We start from the raw sequence: 19,696 nt of genomic DNA, 5'->3' as shown, positions 1-19,696 counted from the left end.
TTTACCAGTTGCCTGCGTTGTTATTATCTGTTGTTATGTCGCCAATCTTCAGTCCCGGATATTCTCCGGCATAGTTGGCCTGCTCGGTGATTTCCTGAATGGCGTTTTCGTCCAGCCCGTCGAGGAAATCTTCATAGGCGGCTCCGCATTCCATGAGCGGAATCTGCTTGCCGCTCTTACTGACAATCGTGGTAGCGGCGAGCGAGAATTTCTTGCCGTCGGAGTAGGGGATGAAGGAATCGGCAGCCTTCAGATACTTGCCCTTGACGAGGGTATTGAAGTCGCCCGTATACACCCCATGCTTGTCCTTGTACTTCTCTTCCGCTTCCCGGATGGTCATCAGCCTGGCTTTCACCTCTGCCTCTCTGCTCTTCATCCGTTTCTGGAAGATGAGGGGCTGACAGATGCTGAGTACGCAGAGGGTCATCATGACGATGACGCATGCTCCCAGGACCGCATTATTGTTTATTTTCCTTAATTTCATTCTCATTTCAAAAAGTATTATTACTTTTGCATTTGCTTCTGCAAAGATACTGCAAGCGAGCGCAATGAATGCTTGCTTTCAAATTGTCGAGTGCAGCTTTTGCTTCTGCAAAGATACAGCAAAACCGAGACAACACAAAATATTTGGTGTTGAAATTATTAAATATTAATTATAAATTATACATTCATGATTGTAGATGAACTAAAATATAAGATATTGGAGCAGTTTGGCTTTCCGCCAACTCCCGAACAGGCGAATGCGCTGGATGTCTTCGCCCGCTTCATGACCGATCGCAATCCTCATGCTGTGATGATATTGCGGGGTAGTGCGGGTACGGGTAAGACTTCGCTTTCGGGTGCCATCGTCCGCACGATGAAGGCCATCGGTCAGAAGGTGATGCTCTTGGCTCCTACGGGCAGGGCTGCCAAGGTCTTCTCCCTGAGCAGCGGTTCGCCTGCCTTCACCATCCATCGCCGCATCTATCGCGAGAAAGCATTTTCGGGCGTTGACGGCCAGTTCAATCTCAACGACAATCTCTATACGGATACGCTCTTCATGGTGGATGAGGCTTCGATGATTTCCAATCTGGGACTGGGTGGAACTACTTTCGGAAGTGGCTGTTTGCTGGATGATCTGGTTCATTTCGTTTATCAGGGTCATAACGACCGCCTGATGCTGATAGGCGACAAGGCGCAGTTGCCACCTATCGGCGAGGAGGAATCGCCTGCCCTTCATGCTGCCATGCTCGAAGGTTACGGCTTGTCGGTTTATGAATGCGACTTGAACGAGGTGCTCCGCCAGAGTGAACAGTCGGGCATTCTGTATAATGCCACGATGATTCGTCAGATGATTACGCACGATGACATTACGCAGCTTCCGAAAATCCATTTCTCCGGATTCTCCGACATCCAGCAGATGCCTGGAGCCGAACTCATAGAGGCGCTTGCCGACAGTTATCATCATGTGGGTCTGGACGACACCATCGTCGTGACTCGCAGTAACAAGCGTGCCAACATCTTCAACCAGGGCATTCGTAATATGGTGCTTGACAGGGATGAGGAACTTTCGCAGGGCGACATCCTCATGATTGTGAAAAACAATTATTACTGGATGGAAGAGGAGAGGAAGAAAGTAAGTGAAGAACGGAGAGTGAAGAGTGAAGAAACAGCGTTCGGCGGCCGAAGGGAAAGTCAATTCAATGGTTTAGCTAATCATAAAGTTCCAAGTTCAAAGTTCCATGTTCAAAGTAACGAAGTTCAAAGTAATCATAAAGTTCCAAGTTCCAAGTTTAAAGTTCTAAGTAACGAAGTTCAAAGTAAAGAACTTCCTGCTTTTCTTGCGAATGGCGACCGTGCCAAGGTCTTGCGGGTTCGTCGCCGCATCGACCTTTACGGTTTCCGTTTCGCCACGCTTCTGCTGCAGTTCCCCGATTATGACAATTACGAGCTGGAGGCAACGGTGCTGCTGGATACTTTGACGAGCGAGGCGCCAGCCTTGACCCATGAGCAGCAGGAGCAGCTCTTCCGTCAGATAGAAGAAGATTATCAGGACATTCCGCTCAAGGCGGATCGGATGAAGGCGATTCGCCAGGACCAGTTCTTCAATGCCCTGCAGGTGAAGTTTGCCTATGCCGTGACCTGCCATAAGGCGCAGGGCGGACAGTGGGCGCATGTTTATGTGGATCAGGGTTACATGACGGACGACATGCTCACGCCCGATTATATCCACTGGCTCTACACCGCCTTCACCCGTGCCACCGAGAAGTTGTATCTGGTCAACTGGCCGGAGACGCAAACCGCTACTTCTTAGTTTCAAATTGGTTCAATATCAGCGATTTCGGCAAATAAACATCAGAATATTTGTTGGTTTGAAAAAATAATCGTACTTTTGCATCCGGATAAATATGAAGTGTGTTCCGCACGCCATGAAAGGGCGTGTGGGGTTTTTATGCAAAGGTATAAGAAATTTATTAATTTATCATATATAAAAAATAAATGGAAAAAAGAAAAGTAGCTTTAATCACGGGTATTACAGGTCAAGATGGCTCTTATTTGGCAGAGTTGCTGCTGAGTAAGGGGTATGATGTTCACGGAACTATCCGACGTTCATCTACCGACTATCGCGAGCGCATCGCTCATCTGGAAGGTACCCCAAATTTCCATCTTCATTATGCCGACCTCGGTGACTCCATGAGTATCATCCAGGTGATGAACAAGGTGAAACCTACAGAGGTTTACAACCTTGCGGCACAGAGCCATGTACAGGTAAGTTTCGACTCTCCGGAGTTTACTGCCGATGTAGACGCAACGGGCGTTCTCCGCATCCTGGAGGCTATCCGCCAGTGTGGTTTGTCAGAAACCTGCCGCATGTATCAGGCTTCTACCTCCGAGCTTTACGGTAAGGTAGAAGAGGTCCCACAGAACGAGAACACTCCGTTCCACCCTTATTCTCCATACGCTGTTGCCAAGCAGTATGGCTTCTGGATTGTCAAGGAATATCGTGAGGCTTACAACATGTTCTGCTGCTCAGGAATTCTCTTCAACCATGAGAGTGAGCGCCGTGGCGAGACTTTCGTTACCCGCAAGATTACGCTGGCTGCAGCCCGTATCAAGCAGGGCAAGCAGAGCAAGCTCTATCTCGGTAACCTGGATTCTCTCCGCGACTGGGGTTATGCTAAGGATTACGTAGAGTGCATGTGGCTGATTCTCCAGGCAGAGAAGCCAGAGGATTTCGTCATTGCTACCGGTAAGCAGCACTCTGTCCGTGAGTTCGCCCAGCTGGCTTTCCACTATGTTGGAATCGAACTGAAGTGGGAAGGCAAGAATGAGAACGAGAAGGGTATCTGCGTTGAGGGTCCTGAGGAACTCATCGGCAAGACACTCGTTGAGGTTTCTCCTGACTTCTATCGTCCTACCGACGTGGTGAACCTCTGGGGTGACCCAACAAAGGCTAAGGCTAAGCTCAACTGGAATCCTAATTCTACCTCTTTCGAGGATCTCGTCAAGATTATGGTAGAGAGCGATATGGCGAAGGTGGCTGCCGAGGATGCTGGCGAGAAGGTTCGCTGCAACCTCGTGGAATACTTGGAAAAGGGAATTGTTAGGTAATTATGTTGGATAAGAATTCAAAGATTTATATAGCAGGACACCACGGACTTGTGGGGTCTGCTATCTGGAATAACCTCGAGAAGAGAGGCTATCATAACCTGGTGGGTCGTTCTCATAAAGAACTCGACTTGACCGACCAGTATGCAGTAGAGAAGTTCTTTGATGAGGAGAAGCCAGATGCAGTGGTTCTGGCTGCTGCCTTCGTGGGCGGAATCATGGCAAATTCGCTCTATCGTGCCGACTTCATCATGCAGAACATGAAGATTCAGTGCAACGTGATCAGCAATGCCTATTCTCATGGCGTGAAGAAACTCCTCTTCCTGGGCTCTACCTGCATCTATCCAAAGAATGCACCGCAGCCTATGAAGGAGGACGTGCTCCTTACTTCTCCTTTGGAATACACCAACGAGGAATACGCCATTGCCAAGATTGCCGGACTGAAGATGTGCGAGAGCTACAACCTTCAGTATGGAACCAACTATATCGCAGTAATGCCAACCAACCTCTATGGTCCGAATGATAATTTCCACCTGGAGAACAGTCACGTAATGCCTGCGATGATGCGCAAGATTTATCTTGCCAAGCTCATCCATGACGGCGACTGGCACAGTATTGAGGTAGATATGAACAAGCGTCCTATCAACCCTACTGACAAGCTTCGCGCCATTATCGGCGAGGGTAATGTGGACGGCAGCAACTCTCACGAGCGCATTCTGAAGGCGCTGGAGTTCTACGGAATCTACGACAACAAGGTGGTGCTTTGGGGAACCGGCAAGCCTTTGCGTGAGTTCCTCTGGAGCGAGGATATGGCTGACGCCAGTGTTCATGTGCTCCTGAATGTGGACTTCAAGGACATCATCGGCATTGAGAAATACAGCTCTGTATTCTATGGTGCCAAGGTGGATGGTGCTGTGGATAGAAACAATTCTGAAGGTAGAGGTGGTGCAATCCCATCTCTCGGTGAGATTCGCAACTGCCACATCAACGTGGGAACCGGTAAGGAACTTACCATCCGTGAGCTTTCAGAGCTTGTAGTAAAGGCAGTAGGTTTCGAAGGTGAGGTTGAGTTTGACGCCAGCAAGCCAGATGGAACCATGCGCAAGCTCATCTCCGTAGATAAGCTCCATAGCCTAGGGTGGACTCATAAGGTAGAAATCGAGGATGGTGTGAAGAAACTCTTCGACTGGTATCAGGAGAGCCTGAAGGACTAATCTTTTGATTGGGATAATCTTGAAATAAGAAAAGCGATGGACTGTAGAAATCCATCGCTTTTTTATGTTGTTTGTGTTCCAGTGAATCTGTAAAACAAAAAAATCCGATTCTCTTTCGAAAACCGGACTCTTAAATTTTTTGAGTTATTTTGGGAAAAGTGGGTAGTGATGGATTCGAACCACCGAAGGCATAGCCAGCAGATTTACAGTCTGCCCCATTTGGCCACTCTGGTAACTACCCAAACGCTTTGTTCTTAAAAGCGAGTGCAAAGGTAGTACTTTTTTTTCATTCCACCAAATTTTTCTGCAACTTTTTTCTGTTTTTCTTCAAAAAAGTTCAATTTACCCATAAAAAGTAAAGCTTTTTACCTTTTTACTTTTTTACCCTTTTACCTTTACCACGTGTCTTCTGCGATGCTTTCTTGACAATCTTCTGTGCTTGTAGTGCTCATATTTCTTGATGGCTACGAAGACGGTCAGGGCAAGGACTACGGCTAAGAGGAAGATAACGATTCCGCCACCCAGGTTGTCGCCCTTCACCTTCGACCACATGTCCAAAACTTCTGGAGTATGATCGCCAGCATCATGAATCATGGCGCATCTTGCCACCACTGTGCTGTCCGGATACATGATTGGATTCAGGTGCGCCTTTCTGCCTTCCTCTCCAAAGAAGTAAGCCAGGTTCACGGTCTCAGGATAAGCTTCCTTGTCGCTCATCGCTTCCAGCACCTTCCTGCCAGCCACGCTGCTCACATAACCCGTGGTCTCCATGTTGGCAAGTGCCACGTCTTCCTGGCAGAGATAGTTGATGAAGTAGGAGGCAGCCTTCGGATTGCGGGAGTATTTCGGAATCACCCAACCGTCAAACCATACGTTGCTGCCTTCCTCCGGCACTTCATAACCCAAATCAACACCCACGTTTCCGGCTTCCTCTATCGCCCATACAGCATCACCGCTCCAGGTCATGTTCAGGTAAGCCTTTCCCTTGGTCATCGTCTCCTTGCCGAAGTCTGCCTCCCATCCCTCGATGTTGGGCTTCAGCGCCTTCAGCTGTCTTTCTACGGTGGCAATAGCCTTTGGCGAATAATCGTTCATCAGTTCCGGAACGGTTACCTTGCCTGCAGCCAGGTCTTTGCGGTGTTCCCAGATCAGAGCCGTGCCGTAGGAATCGCGGTAGGAATCCTTCATCAGCAACTTGCCACGATACTTCCTGTTCCAGAGCGTGCCCCAGGTCTGTGCGTCCTTCTGCGGTACGTGTACCTTATTATATAAGATTCCGCAGGTTCCCCACATATAGGGAACGGCATAGTTGTGGGCGATGCGACCGTGATTGGAAGTTGCATCAATCTGCTCCACGATGTAGGGCGACAAGTTCTTCAGATAGTTCGGAGTCTTGCCGAACGCCGTGTCGATGGGCAGCAGAAGGTCCTTGCGGAGCATTCGCTCGATGATGTATTCCGACGGACACACCACGTCGTAGTCTTCATGACCGCGCTCTATCTTGGTCAGCATCACCTCATTGATGTCGAAGGTCTGGTAGATGACCCGGATCTTCTTGCCGGTCTGTTCCTCATACCATTTCGGGAATTCTGCAAGAATATCCTCGTCAATGTAGTCTCCCCAGTTGTAAACCTTCAGAATCTCCTCCCTATTCTCCTTGTTGTAGCAGGAAGAGAGCTGCAGAATCATCAGCAGGCTCAGGAAAAGAAAAGCTATTGTCTTGACTCCTTTAACTCCCTTGACTCCTTTAACTCCCAAAAATATCTTGTTCTTCATCTTATTTCTTCTTGTTTTTTTCTGAACGACGGTTGATGATAATCAGCATCACGAGCACCAGCACGAAGATAATCGTACTCAGCGGACGGAGTTCCGGCGTCAGTCCTCCCTTTCTCGCATCTGCATAGATAAAGGTGGAGAGCGTCTCCAGACCTTCGTTGCCGATGGTGAAGATGGTCACGGCGAAATCGTCGATACTCATGGTGATGGCGAGCATGAAGCCCGAAATCATTCCCGGCAATATTTCAGGGATAATCACCTTGCGCAAAGCCTGCATCGGTGAAGCTCCCAGGTCGAGTGCCGCCTCATAGAGGTTCGGGTTCATCTGCTTCAATCTAGGCATTACGCTCAGAATGACGTAGGGCATACAGAAGGTGATGTGGGCGATGACCACCGTGGTGTAGCCCTGCGGAATGCCCAGCGTGATGAAGAGCAGGAAGAGCGAAATACCGATGATGATGTCGCCGTTCAATATCGGAATGTTGTTCACAAACTGGATGGCGTTTCTCGCATAACGGTTCCGCAGATTATAGATTCCGATGGCGGTGAGGGTTCCGAAGAGGGTTGAAACGGTGGCGGTAATCAGCGCGATGCTAATCGTATTGACGAGTGCCGCTGTCAACGAATGGTGGGTTCCCTCTACGAAGAGATTCTTGTAGAGCTGCAGGGAGAAGCCGGTCCAGTTGCCCATCACCCTTGCCTCGGTAAACGAGAAGATGACGATGATGAGAATAGGGGAATAGAGCAGCAGCAGGAGCAGCCACAGATAGCCCTGGCAGAATACTTTCTTCATCATTTCCTTGCTGAATAATGTTTTCATCATCTGATGCCTCCTTCCTGCTTACTGCCGTCGCCGGCAATCAATGTTGATGCGCCGATGAGGAAGAGCATGATGAGCGAGAGGGCTGCACCATAGTTCCACATCGAATTGTTGATGTTCTCCTGGATGGTTGTTCCGAAGAGCTTGATGTTGTTCATCGTCAGCAGTTCCGAAATGGCGAAGGTGGAGATGGTGGGCATGAAAACCATCAGAATGCCACTAGCCACGCCCGGCATGGAGAGGGGAAGGATGACTTTGATGAACTGTTGCCAGGGCGATGCGCCCAGGTCTTCGGCTGCCTCTATGTAGCTGCGGTCCATCTTCTGCAGCGTATTATAGATAGGATAAATCATGAATGGGATGAAGTTGTAGACCATACCAAACAACAGGGCGCCTTCGCCCAACGGGAGGTCGGCGAAATCGAAGAGTGCCACGGTGGCAAGTGTGCGCACCAGGATGTTCACCCACATCGGCAGGATGAAGAGCATCACGATGGTGTTGGCGTATTTCATCTTGGTCTGGGTCAGAATATAGGCAGCCGGATAACCCAACAGAATGCAGAGCAGGGTGTTGAGAAAGGCAATGCCGATAGAATACACGAAGGTATTGATGGCTTCCGGGTGCGCCAGGAATTTCTGGAAATTGTAGAGCGTCAAACTCCCGTTCTCATCAGTAAATGCGAACACTACGATGAGAATCAACGGCAGCACCACGAATATTGCCGCAAAGATGGCGTATGGAATAGACCAGCTTTGTCGAGAGGATATAAACTTGATAATGTTCAATTTATAATTGATAATTAATAATTTATAATTTTTATTCAAACGAAATGCTTTCTCTTGGAATGGTGATTGCCACATGGTCGCCAAGGTCCCAGACATCCTGAGTGTCTACATAGAGCTTCTCGCCCCAGTCGGTGTCTACGGTCAGGTGATAATGGTCGCCCTTATAGAGAATGAAGCAGATGTCACCGGTAAAGGTTCCTTCGCTCTCGTTGTCGAAAAGCTCAATCTTTCCGAAATCTACATTTACGTTGATCACTTCCTTGCCTTCTTCATCGGTATGAATCTGGCTCTTCTTCTCTTCCGGAATCTCTATCTGGTATTCGCAGCCCAGGAACTCGATGGTTCCGTCGCCGTTCACCTTCGCCTGGAAGGTGTTCGTGGTGCGCTCCTTCTTCATGATGTGGATGTTGTCGGGAATCACGCTCATGCCGATGGTCTGTCCCACCTCGAAATGCTTGTAGTTCTGAATCAGGAACTCGTAGCCCTTGTCGCTCTCGGCAAGCATCTCGTAGTGCACGCCTTTGAAGATGGATGAGGTTATCTTGCCTACAAACTGGGCGTGCTCTGTGTCGGTAGAAACTTCAATGTCTTCCGGTCTGATCACTACATCCACTTCCTGGTTGCAGCCGAATCCCTTGTCCACACAAGGAATTTCTGCTCCTGCCACCTTGACCAGACAGTCGTGGACCATCGTTCCGCAGAAGATGTTGCTCTCGCCGATGAAGTCTGCCACAAAAGAGTTGGCTGGCTCGTTGTAGATATCGGTAGGGGTTCCTATCTGCTGAATCTCTCCCTCGCTCATCACCACGATGGTGTCGCTCAGGGTCAGGGCTTCTTCCTGGTCGTGGGTTACGTAGATGAAGGTAATGCCCAGTCGCTCGTGCATTTCCTTCAGTTCCAGCTGCATGTCCTTGCGCATCTTCAGGTCAAGTGCTGCAAGTGGTTCATCGAGCAGGAGTACTTCCGGCTCGTTCACGATGGCACGGGCGATAGCAATGCGCTGCTGCTGTCCACCCGAAAGCGAGTTGACGTCGCGGTATTCGTAATCGCTCATGTTCACCATCTTCAAGGCACGCTTCACCTTAGGCATGATCTGGTCCTTCGGCGTGTTCTTGAGTTTCAAGCCGAAAGCGATGTTGTCAAATACATTGAGGTGAGGAAACAGGGCGTATTTCTGGAACACCGTGTTTACGTTGCGTTTGTAGGGTGGCAGGTTGGTAATATCATTCCCTGCTATGGTGATGACGCCCTCTGTGGCTGTCTCGAATCCAGCCAGAAGTCGCAGGAGAGTAGTTTTTCCGCATCCCGAAGGACCGAGAATGGTCACGAATTCGCCCTTTCTCACAAAGAGGTTGATGTCGTTGAGGGCTACTTTCTCGCCAAATCTTTTAGACACATTCTGTATGTCAATGATGTGCTGTGCTGTTTTATTCATTTCTCGTTTTAAAATTTGGCTGCAAAGTTACTCATTTTCTAATAAATATGAATGTTTTTCCGGAAAAAAATGTATCTTTGCACTCGTTTTGTAATATGTAGACGATTCGTCTGAATAAATATACGATAAATATACAGATATGATAGTAACTATAGACTGGATGGAGGAGTGGTTCAAACGTTTTGACCAGGAATATTTCGGGGGTAAACTGCCGTTGCCGGAGCTGGGACTGACTCGTGCCAAGACCCGGTTGGGACAACTTGCCTTCAAGCGTTCTTCCCGATGGGGACGTACCAAGCTTTACGATTTCAAACTCTCCATGTCTACCTATTATGATATGACCGACAAGCAGGCAAAGAGTGTGCTTCTGCACGAGATGATACATTATATCATCGGTTATACGGGACTGAAGGATACGGCTCCTCATGGTGTCGTGTTCCGGGGCATGATGGACAGTCTGAATCGTAAATACGGTTGGGATATTCGGGTGATGACTTCTACCAAAGGCTGGAAGGTGAGCGAGAATGTGGTGGCTAGGAAGAAGGCAGCAGGACCTCAGACCTATCTGATTCTGGCTGTAGAACTGAAGGATGGCAAGCATTTCCTTTCTAGGGTAAGTCCCAGGTTCGCCCGCAGTCTGGAACGCCAGCTGTTGACGGTTAGTGAGTTGAGTTCGCATAACTGGTACACTACGCAGGAGTCTTATTTCGCTGATTTCCCGCAGGTGCGCAGTCTTCGGGGCAGGCGCATCACGAAGGCTGATTTCGAAAAGCTCAGGAATGTATTGACTCCGTTTGACATGGGTTGATTCCTTCCTGGGGTGTTGCCTCTTTTAAAGAGATAAAACGAAAGGATGAATTAGAACAATAATAGAGAAACAATAATTTAGAGAAACAATAATTAGTATTTCGTATGAGAAGACTCGTAACTCTTGCCTTCATGATGACCATGGTTGTTGTGATGGCGCATGCTCAGGGAGCATTGAAGAAAGTGTATAATGAGAGCATTGATCCGATGACTCAGATTGATGAGGCCTTGGTCAAGGCGAAGGCTGAAGGCAAGTTTGTGATTTGTCAGGTGGGTGGCAACTGGTGCCCTTGGTGCTTGAAGTTTGCCGATTTCGTAGAGAAGGATACTGCGGTAAACAAGGCGGTGAATGACAGCTTCGAGTACATCCACGTGAATTACAATCCTCGCAAAGCTGCGGGTGCTGAGGCTGTGAAGAAGGCAGAGTCATTGATGAAGCGCCTGAACAATCCTGCCCGTTTCGGTTTCCCAGTCTTTGTGGTTTTGGATGAGAAGGGAACTGTTCTCCATATCCAGGACTCCAGCTTCCTGGAAGAAGGTAAAGGCTATGATGAGAAGAAGGTTCTCCGCTTCTTGAAGAACTGGACTCCTAAGGCGGTAAAATAGTTGATAAAGTCTTATAAAAGAAAAAGCGTCCTCCTGATTTCTCAGGGAGACGCTTTTTTCTTATATGATTTTCTTGTCTTACATTCCTCTTGCCTTCAACAAGCCGGAAGCATCTGGCTGCTTCATGCCGGTGAAGTCGGTGAACATTTCCATCTGGTCCTTGGTGTTGCCACGGCTCAGAACCTTATCGCGGAATGCCTGACCAACGGCTGGATCCAAGGCACCATGCTTGGCAAAGTAATCTGCCACATTCACGGCAAGCACCTCTGTCCAGAGATAGCTGTAGTAACCTGCTGCATAACCACCGCCCCATACATGGTTGAAATAGGTGGTAGAGTAGCGAGGAGGAATCTGAGAATTGAGCAGACCTACATTGTTCAGGGCTTCCTTCTCGAAGGCGCCTGCCATATATGGTGAAGGAATCTCGTCTGGTGTCAACTCGTGCCAAGCCAGGTCGAGGCAGGTGGCTGCCAGATTCTCACCCAGGGCATAGGCTGGCTGGAAGTTGATGCTCTTCAGCATGCGCTCCTTCAGGTCGGCTGGCATGGCTGCTCCGGTCTGGGTGTGACGGGCGTAGTGGTCGAAGATTTCTGGAATGCTGGCGAATGACTCATTAAACTGGGATGGCATTTCCACAAAGTCGCGAGCCACGGCTGTTCCTGAAAGCGTATTGTAACCGCACTTTGACAACATTCCATGGAGGGCGTGACCGAACTCATGGAAAAGGGTGCAAACCTCATCCCATGTAATCAGGGTAGGCTGACCCTCTGGAGCTTTGGCATTGTTGCATACATTATATATAATAGGCAACTGTCCCCACTTGTCGCTCTGCTTGGCAAAGGCACTCATCCATGCACCGCCACGCTTGGTAGGGCGACGGAAGTAGTCGCTGTAGAAGAGGGCGATAGGCTTGCCGTTCTTGTCGCTTACCTCGAACACCTTCATGTCTGGGTGATAGGTAGGAATGTCCTTGCGCTGCTTGAAGTTCAAGCCGTATACGCGATGAGCTGCATAGAACACACCGTTCACCTGCACGCTGTCGATGTTGAAGTATGGCTTGATCTCATTGTCAGAGATGTTGAGCATCTCCTTCTTCATCTTTGCAGAATAGTAGAAGCGGTCGTATGGCTGCAACTTGAAGTCCTTGCCCTCAGTCTTCTGAGCATAAGCCTCAATGTCGTGGGTCTCAGCATCAGCCTTTGGCGCATATTCCTTGATCAGCTGCTGCAGGAATGCGTTTACATTCTTGGTGTTCTTAGCCATTGTCTTCTCTAATGAGTACTCGGCGTAGTTGTTGTAACCCATCAGCTGTCCCTTCTCGGCACGCAATTTGGCAATCTCGGTTACGATAGGGAAGGTGTTGAACTCAGGATTGGTTCCGTCAGCACGGTGGATGCTTGCCATATAAACCTTGCGGCGGAGCTCACGGTTCTGGAGATTGGTGAGGATAGCCTGCTGGGTGGTGTTCACGATGACGATGCAGTAAGGTGCCTTGCCTCCACGGCTCTCTGCATCCTTCTTGCATTGTGCGATGTCAGCATCGCTCAGGCCTGCGAGTTCTTCCTTGCTGTTTACCCAAACCACGGCGTTGTTGGTGGCTGCAGGAAGAAGATTGCCAAACTGCTCCTGGAGTTCAGAGATGCGTGAGTTGATCTGCTTCATGCGCTCCATCTTCTCTGGAGAAAGCAGGGCTCCTGAACGGACGAAACCCTTATAGATGACCTCGGTGAGTCGCTTGTCCTCACCCTTGAGCTTCTTGTATTCGTTGTCATAAACATATTTGATGCGCTCGAAGAGTTTCTGGTTGAATGAAATCTCGTTGTCCAGATTGGTGAGCAGAGGCATTACCTTCTTCTGGGTTTCTGCAATGCCTGGAGTCTTGTGGGCACTGGTAAGACCGAAGAATACGTTGGAAACACGATCCAGCAACATACCGCTGTTCTCATAAGCGAGGATGGTGTTCTGGAAGGTAGGCTTCTTCTTGTTGCTTACAATCTTCTGGATGTTGGCACGCTGATCCTTGATGGCTGCTTCGAAAGCAGGAAGATAATCACTCTCCTGAATCTTGCTGAAATCTGGAGCTCCGAATGGGAGACAGCTCTTCTGCAAGAGTGGATTCTGACGACTGCCGCCCGCATTTTGGGCGAACGATGAGGCTGGCATCTGCAGCAGGGCAGCTGCCAGACCGAGTGTTAAGAATGTCTTGTTAAGTTTCATCATGTTTTTTGTTTATATTGCAATTACTTAGCAAAGATAATGCAAACGAGCGCAATGAAAGCTTGCTTTCAAATTGCCGAGTGCAGCTTATCTTCTGCAAAGATACACTTTTATTTCGGATTATCGCACCTTTTATTCATATTTCTTATGAAAAACCAGCAAACAGATAGCTCCAGCCAATGCCATCGGCACTCCGATGAGGGCTGGATAGTTATAGCCCAATCCCATTGCTACCGGAATACCACCGAGGAAAGCACCCACGGCATTGCCCAGGTTGAAGGCACCCTGAATGCAGCATCCACCCAGCATTTCGCCACCTTTGGCGTGCTTTACAATGAGGAACTGCTCTGGCGAACCGATGCCGAAAAGACAGACGCAGCAGACGAACATCAACGCTACTGATATCCAGCCGAAAGGAGCGAGGAAGAAGGTGAGCAATAACGATGCTGCCGCAAGAAACTGGAGATAACAGGTGAAGCGCCCCGGCTTGAAACGGTCGGCAAGCAACGCACTCACCTGGTTACCAACTACCATTCCACCGCCGGCAAGAATCATCAGCAATGAGATGCTGGCTGCGCTGAATCCGCCCTCCATCTGAAGCAGAGGAGAGATGTAGCTGAACCAGCAGAGAATGCCGCCATTGCCCAGGAAGGTGGCTGCGATGATGAGCCAGGGAGCCAAGCTGCGGAGGAAGTGGAACTGTGCTTTCATTCCCTTATTAGGCAACGCTGCCACGTCCGGAACCCATCTGTGAATCATATACATCGTCATGATACCGAGCAATATGCAACTGACAAATGGTACTCGCCAGCTGAACGCATGACTCAGGAAGGTGCCGATAGGTACGCCCACCAGATTGGCTACCGGCATTCCAGCACACATCATTGCCACCGCCTTGGTTCCCTTTCCCTCCTTTGCCATCTTCACAGCCACGATGGTAGCCGTTCCGAAGTAGGCACCATGAGGCAGACCCTGAATGAACCGGGCACAGAGCAACAGCCAGTAAGTTGGGGCTACGGATGCGATGATGGCTCCGATGGTGATGATGGAAGCCAGGAACATCAATATCTTCTTGGGGCGATACTTGTGCATGAGTATCAGTGAAAAGGCTCCAGCACAGACGCCCAGCGCATAGATGGAAATGAGGTGGCCTGCCTCTGGAATGGATACGTTCATGTTGTGGGCAACATCGGTAATGATACCCTCGATGATAAACTCAGTCATGCCCAGGGTGAATGTACCCAAAGCGAGTGCAAAAAGTCCTTTTTTCATTTGTTTTTGTAATCTCTATATTATCCTAAAAAAAGTTTCTCTCTTAATTTTATGTCTTTGTGAGACAATCGTTTCAGAAATTCGTATGCAAAGTTACTCATATTCCCATTATCCTGCAAGTTTTTCCGCTGGAATATAGTAAAGATTAACAGAAAGTGTGGGGTCATTCATGCTCATTCTTAAGCCTTTGCTGTTCTATATAGATGTGCCTCCGTCTGTTCTCGATAGTGGATTGGGGCGTTGATGGATATAGGAAGAGGTGCTGAAAGTACCGGCATAAGTTGTTGGAAGATATAGGATAAGTTGTTGGAAGAGATAGTATATGTCGTAGGAAAAGTTACTATCATGAACCGCACAACAGCTGTTGTGCGCTTGCATATCAGCTGTTGTGCGCTCGTCCATCAGCTGTTGTGCGCTCGTCATCCACCTGTTGTGCGGTAAGTTTATATACAGAAATGCGTCTGCATTTTTTGTTTATGTAGCGAATCTTTTTATTTCATTTTGCTTCCAAAGAACTTCATATTTCTCTGGGCAGTATGCATATTGTATTTTATCTGCAAATTTCAGGAGAGAATCGGCAGGAATATCTAAAGCTGCTTCCTAATTTAAAAAAAAATGAGTTCCTTATGCAATATAGTTTTAGATAATCCGTTATATAGTAATCCGCAAAAACGAAAATGCTGATAATCTTTGTGGATGTAGTAAGATTTGAAGCAAAAAGTGTAACATCAAAACGATTAATTATGAGAAGAATTGCATTTTATCCAGTAGGAGGAGAGCGTGTTAGTCTACCAGAGAGGCATATCAAGGCTTATGTAGACGATTATTGTCACGAGTTTGGACAGACGGATACAGACACAAAGTTGATGCATCTGCTTTATGTTGCCGACAAGGGCTTTGATATCTTATCGCATATTCGTGAGTTTTTAGACAATCATCCTGAGATTGCCCAAGATAGTATCAAGCAAACATTGGCGTATTTCGTTTCGCATCTTAGATATCCTGACGGTGATAGATACGTAGATGACCAGTTTGCAATGGCTAATTATCTTAAAGAAACACTTAGTTTAGAGAAAGTGTTGGATCTTCTCATGATGGAGATTAGATTGAGATTCTCTTATACAGAAGACGATAAGTCTGTAACTTTTACGCAGAAATACCTAAGGTGGGATAGTCTGGCTTCATTGAAAAAGTCTTTGAAAGGTGAAGAGCTACTCAAACGAATTGTCAATCCGTCAGGATTTTACTGCGTTTCAGAATCAGATATTGTTAAAGAAAATCTTTGGCCTAAGCTACAAGGGGATTATATGCGCTCTCATTGGTATAATGAAAATATAAAGATAGTCTATCCAAATTCTTATGAAGAACAGGTAATAGATGAGTTCAACCGAAATGCAAAGGAAGATTATAAGTATGTCCTTGGTGCTCCTGCTGAGCCATGGAGAGGTAACCCACTCAAGGCAAAAGTCGTTATTCTTAGCCTAAATCCAGGATTTAAGTTAGGTGTGAATGATGAGGTGAAAGATAATGTTGACATTCGTTTGCGAGAGGGTGCTATGTCCGAATTGTGCGATACGTTGACATTTAAGGTAGATGGCTTGCTGTTTCCTCAAGAATATTATGTTAAGGGGCATGAAGAATACAAAGAGAAATGTAGCATAAACTTAAGTAATGTAGATTATGGCGATGCGTTGAATGAGATCGGTGACTATTATTGGTATAACAATATTAATCGCCTCAATATAAATCATCAGAAAGAATATGAGTTTTTCCGAAACTTTGCAATAGTTCAGTATTGTGCTTACACTTCTGTTTCTTTTAAGGATTTTCCAAGGGGTGTTGTGTTGCCATCTCAGGAATTAACAAAGAAACTAATTAGATATTTGGCTTACGAAAGAGAAGATGTAGTGTTTGTTATCATGCGAAGTGCAGCTAAATGGAAGGAATTACTAGATGCTGATGTTTGGGAAAAGATGCAATCACGTCTTATCGTTAATAAGAACATGAGCCAGTCTTTATCTGAGAATAATCTTGGAAAAAAGAACTTCAATATGCTCATAGAACGTTTGAAATAACTGAAGAAAAGGTACGGGGTTTCTTAGGCTACTTTTTAAAGTATTCTAAGTGTCAGAATGTTGTTTTCTGAAATCAGCAAACAGTCTGGCACGGGTGAGCTGGATGCGATTGCCGATTCTGTCGAACAGTCGCACCCCATATCCTTCTCCAGCTTCTGTATGTGCTTGCTTTACATATCTTCCATCGACAATCCTTGGTATCCGATATCGAATTTCTTGAATTTTCCTGTAGCCTGGAAGAAATGCTCGGCTTTATCTTTTAAAATGCCGAGATTTATATCCTTAGCTTGGCGTTTTACCTCATAAAAAATAACCTTCTGCTCCAGTTCATCGGCAGCGATAATATCGATTTCATTCTCTCCCTTTCTGTCCCACCAGGAGGCTATCTGGGTATATTCTTCGCTCTCTATCATCTTGGCAATAAAATATCTTTCCAGAACCTTGCCGGTGTATGTGGTGTAGCTCTTATCCATGACCATTTTTAGTTTTTTATTGGCGCCAACCTCTATCATGTATCCATATTTGTAGATGTAGCGAAACCAGACGCGAAGGAAGTTGTCTTCTATCTGATAGCGAATGTTGCGATTGGTCTTTTGAAACATCGGTGTATAACGGGAGATCAAGCTATAGTCGTTCTCCAGTTTGGTGAGATAGCACGAAAGTTCTATTTTCATGATGCTTTCTATTTCACCTCGGGTTGTGTAGCCTGAAGCGATAAGTTGCAGTATCTCGAAATAGCGGGCATAGTCTTTGCCAAATTCTTCTATCAGCATATTTTTTCCTTCGTAGATGAAATAAGAGTTTTTTGCAATAAACCGCTCTGTCATCTGTTCCTTGGTCGTGGCTCCTGCATCCATCATCATTTCTACATATTCTGCTACTCCGCCTGTATAACTGTAGAGAGCCAGTAGGTCATCATTGGTATAGGCAGAATTATATGTAGAGAGAATTTCCTTAATGACAGAAGGGGGAAATGGAGTGACTTTTATTTCTCCAGTCTGCCTACCATAAAGAGGTTGCTTGTTATTTTTAAAGATGATGTTCATAAGTGAATAAACAGAACCGCAGACCACAAGATTAATATGAGCTTCCTGTTTGTTTAGGTCCCATATCTTTTGCATATCTGAAAAGATTGATGGATTAACCCGCTTGAAATCCTGAAACTCATCAATGATGAGAGTGATAGGGCGAATCTTGGATAGTTGAAGCAGATATTTAAAGATATCAGCAAAGCGTGTTACTTCGCCGAGAATAGGAAGCTGAAGTTTGCTCGTCATCTCTTCGATAAAATCTCTGCAGAGTTCTGCTTCTGATTTTCTTGCAACAAAGAAATACAGCATATCCTGAACATCCTCGTATGCTTTTATCAATAAGGATGTCTTACCGCTACGTCGGCGTCCGGTTACGATTGTAAAACGGGCCGTTTGCAAAGATAGATTTCTTATCTCTTGCAATTCTTTTATTTCATTTTGCTTCCAAAGAACTTCATATTTCTATAATTTTACAGTTTCTTTTTGATGCTATTTTTCGAAACCGCTGTTTCGGAAATGGCGGTTTCGAATGCAAAGGTAATAAAAATGCCTGAATATCAGTTTGTTTGTTTGCTAATTTAAGTTTTTTTTATTTGTTTGTGTGCTTCTTGTTTTTCCGAAATGGCGGTTTCGAAAGTAAAAATGATGGAGTTGTCAGAATTGAGGTCATATTCTTTTCTGGGCAGTATGCATATTGTATTTCATCTGCAATTTAATCTTTCCTCTTCATCTTTTCTTCTCCCTATGTCAGTTTTTGATGCCACCGTGCAGTTGAATGGTGGAGGCAGAAATCCTGAGCCTTACCAGTTGGCAGATGGAAGCCAGTCATGGTCTCCTCGTTTCCATAGCTTCGGGCAAGTGAGTGCACAGGTTACGAGATGGTTCCGCCATTGGAGTATCTATGTGGGAGGCGAAAACCTTACTGGTTTCAAGCAGAAAACTCCTATCTATGGTGCCAGCAACCCATGGGGAAGCGATTTCGAACCAACCTTGGTTTGGGGACCAGTAGAGGGCAGGATGTTCTACGCAGGAGTGAGGGTACACTTTTAATTGAAAATGTTTAAAGTTGAATGATTAAAGCAAATAGAAAAGTTATGAAGAAGATTTTAGTAATGTTCACAATGATGATGGTGGCAATGGTAACCTTTGCCAAGGACATCAAGACCGTAGTGTTCACCACAACCCCACAGATGCACTGTGCGGCTTGTGAGAATAAAATCAAGAGCAACCTTCGTTTCGAAAAGGGTATCAAGAGCATAGAGACCTCTGTGCCAGACCAGACAGTCACAGTACAGTATAATGCCGACAAGACAACCCCAGAGAAACTCCAGAAAGGTTTTGAGAAGTTTGGCTATAAGGCTCGCATCCTGAAAGATGGCGAGAAGGTTGAGAAGAACATTGGGGAGAAGTGTGACTTGATGTAATATTCCTGTTTCTAATTTGATAGAAACTTAACCATTGGCACGCAGGAATCCTTGCGTGCTATATGATAGAATTGGTTCCTTTCTTCATGTCTTCTTGGAACCAATTCTTTTTCATTTTTTCTTGCTCGTTTTGAAAAGTTTGCCTATCTTTGCAGCGCAATTCCAAACATAGGGAGTGCAAAGGTCTTTGACATATTGGAGATATATTCAGAATGGTGGACATGATTTGACATTTGATGTTGTCTAACACATGATGCGTTGTGTATATTATTTATTATTAATTTTCAATTTTATCAAACCGTTGGCGAATAGTAGGTAATAATTACTTGCTTTAGCTGACATAAAACCAACAAAGTCATGAAAAAAAACAACAGAAAAGAAAGTGTCATCAATGGTAAGAATGTGTTGAGAACTGTAGCGTTGGCTAGTTCTTGTCTTGCAGTAGCAGCAATGCTTGCACCTACAACTCCTGTAATCGGAGGAATTGGGCTTGTTTGTTCTAAGACAATCCCATCTTGGTTGCGAGGACACGCATTCTTTTAATGCCCTCATTTTGCATCGCTTCTATACAGACGATGTTTGTGTAGAAGCATGCAAAAAATGGTAAGTGAGTTATGTAACATTTTGAAGAATATTTAAAAAATCA

General features: G+C 46.4%; 17 protein-coding genes, 1 tRNA gene and 1 pseudogene. 9 read left to right on the top strand and 10 right to left on the bottom strand.

Features of this window, described 5'->3' with window-relative positions:
• Position 1 precedes the first annotated feature (1 nt).
• Positions 2 to 484: a hypothetical protein gene (locus ACQRBJ_RS12320; protein ID WP_445303778.1), complete on the bottom strand. Its 483-nt coding sequence runs from the start codon at positions 482 to 484 to the stop codon at positions 2 to 4.
• A 186-nt stretch (positions 485 to 670) separates the two neighbouring features.
• Between ACQRBJ_RS12320 and ACQRBJ_RS12315 the strand changes: the two genes are divergently transcribed.
• The 3 genes from ACQRBJ_RS12315 to ACQRBJ_RS12305 all read left to right on the top strand — a co-directional run bounded on the left by ACQRBJ_RS12315 (position 671) and on the right by ACQRBJ_RS12305 (position 4,802).
• Positions 671 to 2,293: an ATP-dependent DNA helicase gene (locus ACQRBJ_RS12315; RefSeq protein WP_445303777.1), complete on the top strand. Its 1,623-nt coding sequence runs from the start codon at positions 671 to 673 to the stop codon at positions 2,291 to 2,293.
• Between the two features lie 185 nt (positions 2,294 to 2,478).
• Positions 2,479 to 3,591 (top strand): GDP-mannose 4,6-dehydratase, encoded by a 1,113-nt coding sequence (gmd, locus tag ACQRBJ_RS12310; protein WP_294971213.1) that lies wholly within the window; start codon positions 2,479 to 2,481, stop codon positions 3,589 to 3,591.
• Positions 3,592 to 3,593: 2 nt separating this feature from the next.
• Positions 3,594 to 4,802 carry a GDP-L-fucose synthase family protein gene (locus ACQRBJ_RS12305; RefSeq protein ID WP_441932712.1) on the top strand — a complete coding sequence of 403 codons (1,209 nt, stop codon included), beginning with the start codon at positions 3,594 to 3,596 and terminating at the stop codon, positions 4,800 to 4,802.
• Positions 4,803 to 4,961: 159 nt separating this feature from the next.
• Here ACQRBJ_RS12305 and ACQRBJ_RS12300 read toward each other — a convergent pair.
• The 5 genes from ACQRBJ_RS12300 to potA form a co-directional block, all read right to left on the bottom strand.
• Positions 4,962 to 5,043, bottom strand: a tRNA-Tyr gene (locus ACQRBJ_RS12300).
• Positions 5,044 to 5,183: 140 nt separating this feature from the next.
• The gene (locus ACQRBJ_RS12295; RefSeq protein WP_445303784.1) at positions 5,184 to 6,491 is read right to left on the bottom strand and encodes an ABC transporter substrate-binding protein; all 1,308 of its coding nucleotides are present in this window, start codon (positions 6,489 to 6,491) and stop codon (positions 5,184 to 5,186) included.
• Between the two features lie 88 nt (positions 6,492 to 6,579).
• Entirely contained in the window at positions 6,580 to 7,374 is a 795-nt protein-coding gene (locus ACQRBJ_RS12290) for an ABC transporter permease (protein WP_294971248.1), read from the bottom strand.
• A 23-nt stretch (positions 7,375 to 7,397) separates the two neighbouring features.
• A complete protein-coding gene (locus ACQRBJ_RS12285) occupies positions 7,398 to 8,183 on the bottom strand; it encodes an ABC transporter permease (protein WP_264951671.1) in 786 nt (261 codons plus the stop codon).
• 31 nt (positions 8,184 to 8,214) lie between these two features.
• Positions 8,215 to 9,618, bottom strand: a complete 1,404-nt coding sequence (potA, locus tag ACQRBJ_RS12280; protein WP_295346645.1) for a polyamine ABC transporter ATP-binding protein — start codon at positions 9,616 to 9,618, stop codon at positions 8,215 to 8,217.
• Between the two features lie 139 nt (positions 9,619 to 9,757).
• Between potA and ACQRBJ_RS12275 the strand changes: the two genes are divergently transcribed.
• Positions 9,758 to 10,426, top strand: coding sequence for a SprT-like domain-containing protein (locus ACQRBJ_RS12275; protein ID WP_294971225.1), 669 nt, complete (start codon positions 9,758 to 9,760; stop codon positions 10,424 to 10,426).
• A gap of 104 nt (positions 10,427 to 10,530) precedes the next feature.
• Positions 10,531 to 11,031, top strand: coding sequence for a thioredoxin family protein (locus tag ACQRBJ_RS12270; protein ID WP_294971227.1), 501 nt, complete (start codon positions 10,531 to 10,533; stop codon positions 11,029 to 11,031).
• 78 nt (positions 11,032 to 11,109) lie between these two features.
• On the opposite strand, the gene ACQRBJ_RS12265 is transcribed toward ACQRBJ_RS12270, so the two are convergent.
• The 3 genes from ACQRBJ_RS12265 to ACQRBJ_RS12255 form a co-directional block, all read right to left on the bottom strand.
• Positions 11,110 to 13,251, bottom strand: a complete 2,142-nt coding sequence (locus ACQRBJ_RS12265; RefSeq protein WP_445303776.1) for a M3 family metallopeptidase — start codon at positions 13,249 to 13,251, stop codon at positions 11,110 to 11,112.
• Between the two features lie 129 nt (positions 13,252 to 13,380).
• The gene (locus ACQRBJ_RS12260; protein WP_294971231.1) at positions 13,381 to 14,520 is read right to left on the bottom strand and encodes an MFS transporter; all 1,140 of its coding nucleotides are present in this window, start codon (positions 14,518 to 14,520) and stop codon (positions 13,381 to 13,383) included.
• A 195-nt stretch (positions 14,521 to 14,715) separates the two neighbouring features.
• On the bottom strand, positions 14,716 to 14,943 hold the full coding sequence (locus tag ACQRBJ_RS12255; protein WP_445303775.1) for a hypothetical protein: 228 nt from the start codon (positions 14,941 to 14,943) through the stop codon (positions 14,716 to 14,718).
• A 320-nt stretch (positions 14,944 to 15,263) separates the two neighbouring features.
• On the opposite strand from ACQRBJ_RS12255, the gene ACQRBJ_RS12250 reads away from it, so the two are divergent.
• A complete protein-coding gene (locus ACQRBJ_RS12250; RefSeq protein ID WP_445303774.1) occupies positions 15,264 to 16,595 on the top strand; it encodes a hypothetical protein in 1,332 nt (443 codons plus the stop codon).
• Positions 16,596 to 16,765: 170 nt separating this feature from the next.
• Here the strand turns inward: ACQRBJ_RS12250 and ACQRBJ_RS12245 are convergent, their stop codons facing one another.
• Positions 16,766 to 18,049: an ATP-binding protein gene (locus tag ACQRBJ_RS12245; protein WP_445303773.1), complete on the bottom strand. Its 1,284-nt coding sequence runs from the start codon at positions 18,047 to 18,049 to the stop codon at positions 16,766 to 16,768.
• A 294-nt stretch (positions 18,050 to 18,343) separates the two neighbouring features.
• On the opposite strand from ACQRBJ_RS12245, the pseudogene ACQRBJ_RS12240 reads away from it, so the two are divergent.
• The 3 genes and pseudogenes from ACQRBJ_RS12240 to ACQRBJ_RS12230 all read left to right on the top strand — a co-directional run.
• A pseudogene (locus ACQRBJ_RS12240) lies at positions 18,344 to 18,676 on the top strand (TonB-dependent receptor); the annotation flags it as partial.
• A 44-nt stretch (positions 18,677 to 18,720) separates the two neighbouring features.
• Positions 18,721 to 19,050, top strand: a complete 330-nt coding sequence (locus ACQRBJ_RS12235; RefSeq protein WP_302508070.1) for a heavy-metal-associated domain-containing protein — start codon at positions 18,721 to 18,723, stop codon at positions 19,048 to 19,050.
• Between the two features lie 357 nt (positions 19,051 to 19,407).
• Entirely contained in the window at positions 19,408 to 19,593 is a 186-nt protein-coding gene (locus tag ACQRBJ_RS12230; protein ID WP_445303772.1) for a hypothetical protein, read from the top strand.
• Positions 19,594 to 19,696: the final 103 nt, after the last annotated feature.

The sequence above is a fragment of the Prevotella sp. SGI.167 genome, from assembly GCF_050313615.1.
Classification (GTDB): domain Bacteria; phylum Bacteroidota; class Bacteroidia; order Bacteroidales; family Bacteroidaceae; genus Prevotella.
This window is presented reverse-complemented; position numbering and strand designations above follow the sequence as displayed.

Bases quoted from the DNA above. Each gene is read 5' to 3' on its own strand.
- ACQRBJ_RS12320 (WP_445303778.1), bottom strand. From the start codon at position 484: ATGAAATTAAGGAAAATAAACAATAATGCGGTCCTGGGAGCATGCGTC.
- ACQRBJ_RS12315 (WP_445303777.1), top strand. From the start codon at position 671: ATGATTGTAGATGAACTAAAATATAAGATATTGGAGCAGTTTGGCTTT.
- gmd (WP_294971213.1), top strand. From the start codon at position 2,479: ATGGAAAAAAGAAAAGTAGCTTTAATCACGGGTATTACAGGTCAAGAT.
- ACQRBJ_RS12305 (WP_441932712.1), top strand. From the start codon at position 3,594: ATGTTGGATAAGAATTCAAAGATTTATATAGCAGGACACCACGGACTT.
- ACQRBJ_RS12295 (WP_445303784.1), bottom strand. From the start codon at position 6,491: ATGATTCTGCAGCTCTCTTCCTGCTACAACAAGGAGAATAGGGAGGAG.
- ACQRBJ_RS12290 (WP_294971248.1), bottom strand. From the start codon at position 7,374: ATGATGAAGAAAGTATTCTGCCAGGGCTATCTGTGGCTGCTCCTGCTG.
- potA (WP_295346645.1), bottom strand. From the start codon at position 9,618: ATGAATAAAACAGCACAGCACATCATTGACATACAGAATGTGTCTAAA.
- ACQRBJ_RS12275 (WP_294971225.1), top strand. From the start codon at position 9,758: ATGATAGTAACTATAGACTGGATGGAGGAGTGGTTCAAACGTTTTGAC.
- ACQRBJ_RS12270 (WP_294971227.1), top strand. From the start codon at position 10,531: ATGAGAAGACTCGTAACTCTTGCCTTCATGATGACCATGGTTGTTGTG.
- ACQRBJ_RS12265 (WP_445303776.1), bottom strand. From the start codon at position 13,251: ATGATGAAACTTAACAAGACATTCTTAACACTCGGTCTGGCAGCTGCC.
- ACQRBJ_RS12260 (WP_294971231.1), bottom strand. From the start codon at position 14,520: ATGAAAAAAGGACTTTTTGCACTCGCTTTGGGTACATTCACCCTGGGC.
- ACQRBJ_RS12255 (WP_445303775.1), bottom strand. From the start codon at position 14,943: ATGACGAGCGCACAACAGCTGATGGACGAGCGCACAACAGCTGATATG.
- ACQRBJ_RS12250 (WP_445303774.1), top strand. From the start codon at position 15,264: ATGAGAAGAATTGCATTTTATCCAGTAGGAGGAGAGCGTGTTAGTCTA.
- ACQRBJ_RS12235 (WP_302508070.1), top strand. From the start codon at position 18,721: ATGAAGAAGATTTTAGTAATGTTCACAATGATGATGGTGGCAATGGTA.
- ACQRBJ_RS12230 (WP_445303772.1), top strand. From the start codon at position 19,408: ATGAAAAAAAACAACAGAAAAGAAAGTGTCATCAATGGTAAGAATGTG.